At 69.5% G+C, this 6,198-nt stretch carries 6 protein-coding genes; 5 read left to right on the top strand and 1 reads right to left on the bottom strand.

Annotated features, from left to right (window positions below):
- Nucleotides 1-1,174 precede the first annotated feature (1,174 nt).
- Nucleotides 1,175-2,335: a methyltransferase domain-containing protein gene (locus ABZS54_RS41660; protein WP_355548259.1), complete on the top strand. Its 1,161-nt coding sequence runs from the start codon at nt 1,175-1,177 to the stop codon at nt 2,333-2,335.
- Between the two features lie 608 nt (nt 2,336-2,943).
- Nucleotides 2,944-3,879, top strand: a complete 936-nt coding sequence (locus ABZS54_RS41655) for a hypothetical protein (RefSeq protein WP_355548256.1) — start codon at nt 2,944-2,946, stop codon at nt 3,877-3,879.
- A gap of 76 nt (nt 3,880-3,955) precedes the next feature.
- Here ABZS54_RS41655 and ABZS54_RS41650 read toward each other — a convergent pair whose 3' ends face one another.
- Entirely contained in the window at nt 3,956-4,243 is a 288-nt protein-coding gene (locus ABZS54_RS41650) for a hypothetical protein (protein WP_355548253.1), read from the bottom strand.
- 55 nt (nt 4,244-4,298) lie between these two features.
- On the opposite strand from ABZS54_RS41650, the gene ABZS54_RS41645 reads away from it, so the two are divergent.
- The 3 genes from ABZS54_RS41645 to ABZS54_RS41635 all read left to right on the top strand — a co-directional run bounded on the left by ABZS54_RS41645 (nt 4,299) and on the right by ABZS54_RS41635 (nt 6,029).
- Nucleotides 4,299-4,517: a hypothetical protein gene (locus ABZS54_RS41645; protein WP_355548250.1), complete on the top strand. Its 219-nt coding sequence runs from the start codon at nt 4,299-4,301 to the stop codon at nt 4,515-4,517.
- A gap of 148 nt (nt 4,518-4,665) precedes the next feature.
- Nucleotides 4,666-5,304, top strand: coding sequence for a ParA family protein (locus tag ABZS54_RS41640; protein WP_355548247.1), 639 nt, complete (start codon nt 4,666-4,668; stop codon nt 5,302-5,304).
- Nucleotides 5,301-6,029 carry a hypothetical protein gene (locus ABZS54_RS41635; RefSeq protein ID WP_355548244.1) on the top strand — a complete coding sequence of 243 codons (729 nt, stop codon included), beginning with the start codon at nt 5,301-5,303 and terminating at the stop codon, nt 6,027-6,029. The genes ABZS54_RS41640 and ABZS54_RS41635 overlap by 4 nt, the downstream gene beginning before the upstream one ends.
- Nucleotides 6,030-6,198 lie beyond the last annotated feature (169 nt).

The following is a 6,198-nucleotide window of genomic DNA, read 5'->3' as shown; positions in this document are numbered from 1 at the left end:
GGGCGCCCCCGGGGGCGCCCTTCGGGCATAACCCCTCCCAACCCCTACTTCAGGAGACGGAGACCGAGTAGCCAGCAAGATCATTCTCGGCGCCAACTGCTGTACGCCTACTACTCGACCCCGAGCACCCCCTTGTCCTCCGTCTGTTCGCCCCGATACGTCCCGATCCACCGACACAGGACAAGGGGGTGACCGGACACGCTCGGTAGCGGACAAGGGGCCCGGTATGTCCTTGACCAGTACGGAAAGGCCGCTACCACAAGGCCGTGCACCTTCCACGCACCCTTCGCGCACCTTCCGTGCACCCGACCCGTGAGGCGTCCGGACGCCTCACGGCAGGGCAGATATGTGAAAGCCGCCGGCCCCGCCGCGTTCGGGCACGCGCCGGCCCGGCCCGGCGAGTCGGGTCCTGGAGGCCCGGTGACTCGGTCGGGGTGGCGCATACCGGGTCGCTCACCGGTCACGGCGCAACCCCGAACACGGCCACGCGGGGCCTGTACGGCCGCGTGAGGGCCTGTCGCGCGTTCGGGGTCCGGATGTCCTTCGCGCCTGCTCAGGCCTCTTCAGGGATGCCCTCAGCCTCTCGGTGGCGAGTCCGCGCGCGGGCCTGTCGCCCACGTCAGCGAGGTGACGTGGGCGACAGGCCGGTGACGTCTCGACGCTGTCGCCGTTCGGTTTTGTGGGTGCTGTGGGGCGTGGTGACCTGGTGGTTCGCAGGTCGAGTGGTTCGGTTGCGGCATTCCCTGGTCGGTTTTTGTGCGTGGTGAAACCGGTGACTCCTGCCTGGGTGTCGGGTCGTCCTGTGGTTTCTCCGGGGGTGTGTTCCGGTGCTGCGGTGGGTTGTTCCGTTTCGTCGGGTAGTGTGCAGTTTCGGCGATTCGCGTGGGTGGAGTCCGGAGAGGTCGTCCGTGTCGTGTTCGTGCCCGTTCCGGGCCTGTGGCGGGTGGCGTGGGGGAGTGCCGCGGTTTCGTTGACGTGTGTGGTTCGCTCCTCCTACGCTCCGGTGTGTAGCGTCTTGGTCACTGGAGGTGGCGTGGTGCCCGGAGATCACGGTGGTGATCCTGCTCCGATCCTGGAGCCGCCGACGAACCCGCGCCCGAACCCGGCCCCGACGCCGAGCCCGGACGGGGATCGCCCGCCCGGGCCGGGTCGTCGCCGCAAGGACGACTGAGCGGTGGAACCAGCCTCGATCGCAGACCTGTTGGTGTCGATGGATCGCATGCCGGCGGGGTGGGAGCGGGCGTTTCGCGCCGTCGACCGCGCGTTGTTCGCCCCGGATCGGGTGTGGCCGTTCACCTACGACGGCCAACAGCACGCCGTGGACCGCACGCTGGACCCCGTCGCCTGGGAGGAGGCGGTGCGCGGCAACACCGCGTTGGTGACCCAGTGGGACGACGGCCGCCACACCGGCCCCGCGCCGGGCCTGGTGGCGTCGTCGTCGGCGTCGATGCCCTCGGCAGTCGCCGACATGCTCCTGGACCTGGACGTCCACGGCGGGGAGCGCGTCTTGGACATCGGTACCGGGACCGGCTACACCGCCGCCCTCCTGGCCGCCCGCGGCTGCGCGGTGACCACCGTCGAGGTCGATGAACACCTCGCCGACCAAGCCCGGAAGAACCTCGCCCGCGCCGGATACCCGGACGTCACCGTGATCACCGGCGACGGCGCCCACGGCCATTCCGCCGGGGCCCCCTACGAGCGGATCCACGTCACCGCCGGAGTCCGACACATCCCCGCGGCCTGGCTTGAACAGGCCCGACCCGGCGCGATCCTCCTCCTGCCGTGGGGCACCGACTACAGCCCCCACGACGCGGCGCTGCGCCTGGTGGTGGAGGGCCCGGCGCGGGCGTGTGGTCCGTTCACGATGGCGTTGTCGTTCATGAAGCTGCGCGCGCAGCGTGCGGTGCCGCCGGCGATCGACCTTCCCGAGGGGTGGCCGGGCGTGGCGCGTGCCGGCGCCACCGAGCTGTCGTTGGCGGATGTGGTCGGTGGTCCCTACGATCCGATCGCCTTCGTCGTCGGTCTGCGGGTTCCGGGGTGTGTGCCGGTGCTGGTTCCCGGCGAGGGCGCCGGTGACGGCACGCTGTGGTTGACGGCCGGCGGCGCGGTTCCCTCGGTGGCCGCGGCGGGCTTTGCCCGGGGCCGTCAGCCGAACGTCCTTCAGGCGGGGCCGCGTTCGCTGTGGAGCGAGGTCGAGGAGGCCTACCGCTGGTGGGACCGGGTGGGCCGCCCGGAGGTGTTCGACTTCGGCCTGACCGTGACCGTCGGCGCGGGCGATGTCCACCAGGTCCCCTGGTACGGCAGCCTCGATCACGAGATCCCCGAACGCTCCTGACCAGGCCCTCGTGTGGTGGCTCTCCGAAATGGGCCACGCCGACCGGGCCGTCGACGAAGCGCGCGCGCGTACGGACGCCGACATCCCCAACATGAGGAGATGCCTGGCCCGCCTCCTGACGCGCACCGGGCGCCTCGACGAGGCCATCGAGACCCTGACACCGAGCAGGTACGAGTGGGACGTCGCCACCCTGGCCTCGCTGCTCGTCCGCGTGGGACGGGTCCAGGAGGCCGTCACCACCTGGCATGAGCGCGACGTCACCCCCGATCCCGCACTCCTGGGACGCCTGGTGAGATCGGTCGACGATGCACGGTCCGACCCGAGGAAGCCCCAGTTCCCTCGACGGCCCGGACCGACCACGGGACCGCTGCGCCCCATCGGAGCGGCTACCGTCCGGCCGTCGGGCGTGACCGGTGCCCGCGGTACGGCGCGGCCCTGTCGTCGTGGCCCGGGTAGTCCGCCCTAGGGGCTCGGGTGGTGGCACGCGGACGAGTTCCGGCGCCGTCTCGAAAGCCTGACCCGGGCCCGGTTGCTGCAGGCCGTCCGGGGCGGATCGCATGCGCGTCGAGTTGATCGCACGACGACATTTCGATCGGTAGCCTCCGTCGATGGACTTCGTGTTGAACGGGCGGACGCTGTCACTGGACGCCGCCACGGTGAAAGCACGCACGGCGGTCGTGTCGCCGGATCCGATCCGCACGCACTGGGTCGAGATCGACGGCTGCCGTTGGCCACCGAAGCAGGCGTTGAGGATCGCCGCGAGCGTCGACGGCGAGCCGTTCATCAGTCACTTCGCCCTGCGTGTCTTCCAGCGTCTGGGCTTCACGACGAGCGCCATCCCCAGGACGACCGCCGGTCGGGAAATCCCGCCATGTCGGCCGCCCGGTGATTCCGGGTTGACGGACGAGGACGCCGTGGAAGCCTTCCGCCGGCTGGACTCGTTCCTCTGCGCGCACCCGTTGACCGCCACGCTTGCGAACGTGGAGGCGCAACTCGCCGGAATCGACCGGCACGACGCCGAATCGATCGCCGAAGCGGCCGGATTCGACGAGGACCTGGTGGACAGCGCTCTCGTCGTACGCGAGCGCGTCGGCATGCTCGACGCCCTGATCCACGCCGCCGTGATCACCCAACTCGTGCCCAGAATTCTCGATGAAGGCGAGACCGTCACGAAGCGCCCCTCGCTCGGAGCCGGGAACGACCCCGAACGCCGCTTCGATCTGGAAACCACACACCGTGTGGCGGAGTTCAAGCTCTCGTCGTGGAAGGGCGCCGACGGCGCCCGCCAACGCGGTCTGTTCGCCGACGTCGTCGGCCTCTCGCTCGACGACACCGGGCGCCGGCGCCAGGTCTACGTGGTCGGCGCGTTGCCGGTCGCGTTCCTGAAGACCAGCAGGCGAAACGCCCTCAAGACCCTGTCGAAGGGCCCACTGAACGTACGTGGGGCACCGGGTTTGACCCCCACGACGACCGTGGCCGCGTTCACAGCGGCCGCGGGCATCGAGGTCATCGATCTCACCGGGATGCTCCCGGGACTCCGCTAGGAACAATCGGGGCGGCCACCCAAGGATCGGTGCGCCGGTTGCTCGCCCGGCGGTCGCCTCGTCATCAGGTTTTTTCTCACCCGGCTTGTTCGCCCGGCGGCGTTGTTGCCGGAGCGCCGTGTTCCGTGGCGTCGGCCTGTCGTGGGACGTCGAGCATCCCGGCGAAGTGACCGAAGACCCATGCGTCGACCATCGCCGGATACGCGTCGATCAGGTGGCGAGGCTGGGGCTCTCCGGGTTCCTCGATTCCGAAGCACCATTGCGAAATGAGGTTGTCGCCCGCCGCCAGATCCGCGACAGCCCCACGCAGGCGCCTCGCATGCTCGATGAGGTGCCGTCGCGAGGCCGACCACATCTCGCCCACGGCGGCGCCCTCGTGGGCGATGAGGTTCCGGGCCCGACGAGCGACATTCAGGATCGTGCAGGGTTCCGCCGAGCATCTTGTCCGGTGGTGCGGCGTCGATGGCGTCCTGCAAGGTCGATACCGGGTCGCTCCGCAGATCCGCGGCCAGATTGCCGATGCGCAACACGTATGTGCACTTCGCCTCGAAGGCATTCGCCAGATGCAGTGCCCTCCCGGCTGCGAGGAACACCGCATCGAGCAGTTGCGGTTCGCGAGGTTTCAGGTAGCCCAGTGACCAGCCCATGCCCTCACGGTAGTGCCGTCGTCCACCGCGTTTCCCGTGATCGAACGACTCGAAGCTCCGGAACACGCCGCGCTTCGGCGGCGAGCGCTCGACCCGACGGGATTCCGCTGGGCCAGAGCGAGATGCGCCGTCGCGGAGCGTGGCGCAGACGACGCCTCGTCGTCGTCCGAGGCGCTGCGGGGCCGGCGGCGGGCGATTCTCCGGGGGTCCGGCGGGTCCGGTTACGGCGAAAAGGGCACCGCGGAGGCGGCGACGAATACACAATGCCGGGGATGAGTCTGACGTCGGCCAGGTCCGCGTCAGTCACACCACCGTCGAACGCGCCCTCGCACCGATCGAGGACGATTACGACGTCATCATCTTCGACGGCCCACCCTCCCTTGGCATGGCCCTCGACGCCGCCCTGTACTACTGCCGCCAACGCGAAGATGAACGCCCCCAACGCTCAGGCGTCCTCATCCCCGTCAACGCCGACATCTACAGCTACAACGCCTACAAGATGCTGCGCCGTCAGATCGACGATCTCGCCGTCGACGCGAACGCCGACATCGACTACCTCGGCCTGGTCCTCAACGAATACGACTCCCGCCAGGGGCAGGTTGTCCAACGCAGCCACAACAGCTGGCTGGAGTTCGTCGACCCCGGAGTCCTCGTCGTGATCAAAGCCCTCAAGGAACCCAAGGAGGCCGCCGCCGCCCGAACGCCACTCCTCGAATACGCTCCCACCTCGGAACACGCCACCGTGATGCGGGAACTCGCCAAGGAGCTCGCTGCGTGACCGCCGCCCGCAAGAAGGACGTCTCCGCCGGTTTCAGCGCCGACGACGAGCCCACCCTCACCCGCGCAGAACTCCGTGAACGCAAGCTCCAGCGGATCCGCGCCAGCCAGGCCTCCGACGACACCGATAATGACGAAAGCGCCCCGGTGCCCGCCACGGTGGTCACCGAGCCGAGCGCCGTCATCAGCCGAGAGGAACGCCTGGAGTTCCGCGTCGCCGACGCCGACGCCGACCCCACCGATCAACTCCGCCACTACGAACGCACCATCGGCGACGCCCAGACCGCCGTCCAAGCCATGCTCCTGGCCGCCCACGAACAGTGGGTCCTCGTTGCCGGCCAGGCCCTGCGGGAGGTCCGTGACGGTCGCTTGTTCACCCACGCCGGACACGAGACCTTCGAGGCCTACGTCCAAGCCCGCTGGGACATGCAACGAGCCCATGCCTACCGCCTCATCGACGCCGTCCCCGTCGTCCGCGCCCTCGCCGGGACCGTGCGTGCCGAACTCAAGGAACGCCAGATGCGCGCCCTTGTGCCCGTCGGGCGCCAACACGGCGACCAGGCCGTACGGAGTCTGGGAAGAAGCCGAGCGGCGGGGCCGTACGTCGGGAGCCGGCTTGGAGGAAGTCGCGGCCGCCCTCGGCTATACCCCGGCCCTGGCTCCAGCCGCAGACGCTGCCCCCAGGGACTCCGTCGCGATACTTCGACGCGCCTGGAGCCGCCTTGACGCCCAGATCATCCGCGAAGCCGCAGGTCAGGATCCGGACGAAGTCCGCCGCATCGTCACCGACCTGCGCGGCGTCCTCGACGAGATCGAAGCCCATCTGCCAGCTCCCCCAGCCGACCTCTCCCCATCTGGAGATGCCGTCCGTTCGTAGCACCATGCCGGACGGACC

Origin of the sequence: Embleya sp. NPDC005575, from assembly GCF_040605455.1 — a bacterium.
Classification (GTDB): domain Bacteria; phylum Actinomycetota; class Actinomycetes; order Streptomycetales; family Streptomycetaceae; genus Embleya.
This window is presented reverse-complemented; position numbering and strand designations above follow the sequence as displayed.

Bases quoted from the DNA above. Each gene is read 5' to 3' on its own strand.
- ABZS54_RS41655 (WP_355548256.1), top strand. From the start codon at position 2,944: ATGGACTTCGTGTTGAACGGGCGGACGCTGTCACTGGACGCCGCCACG.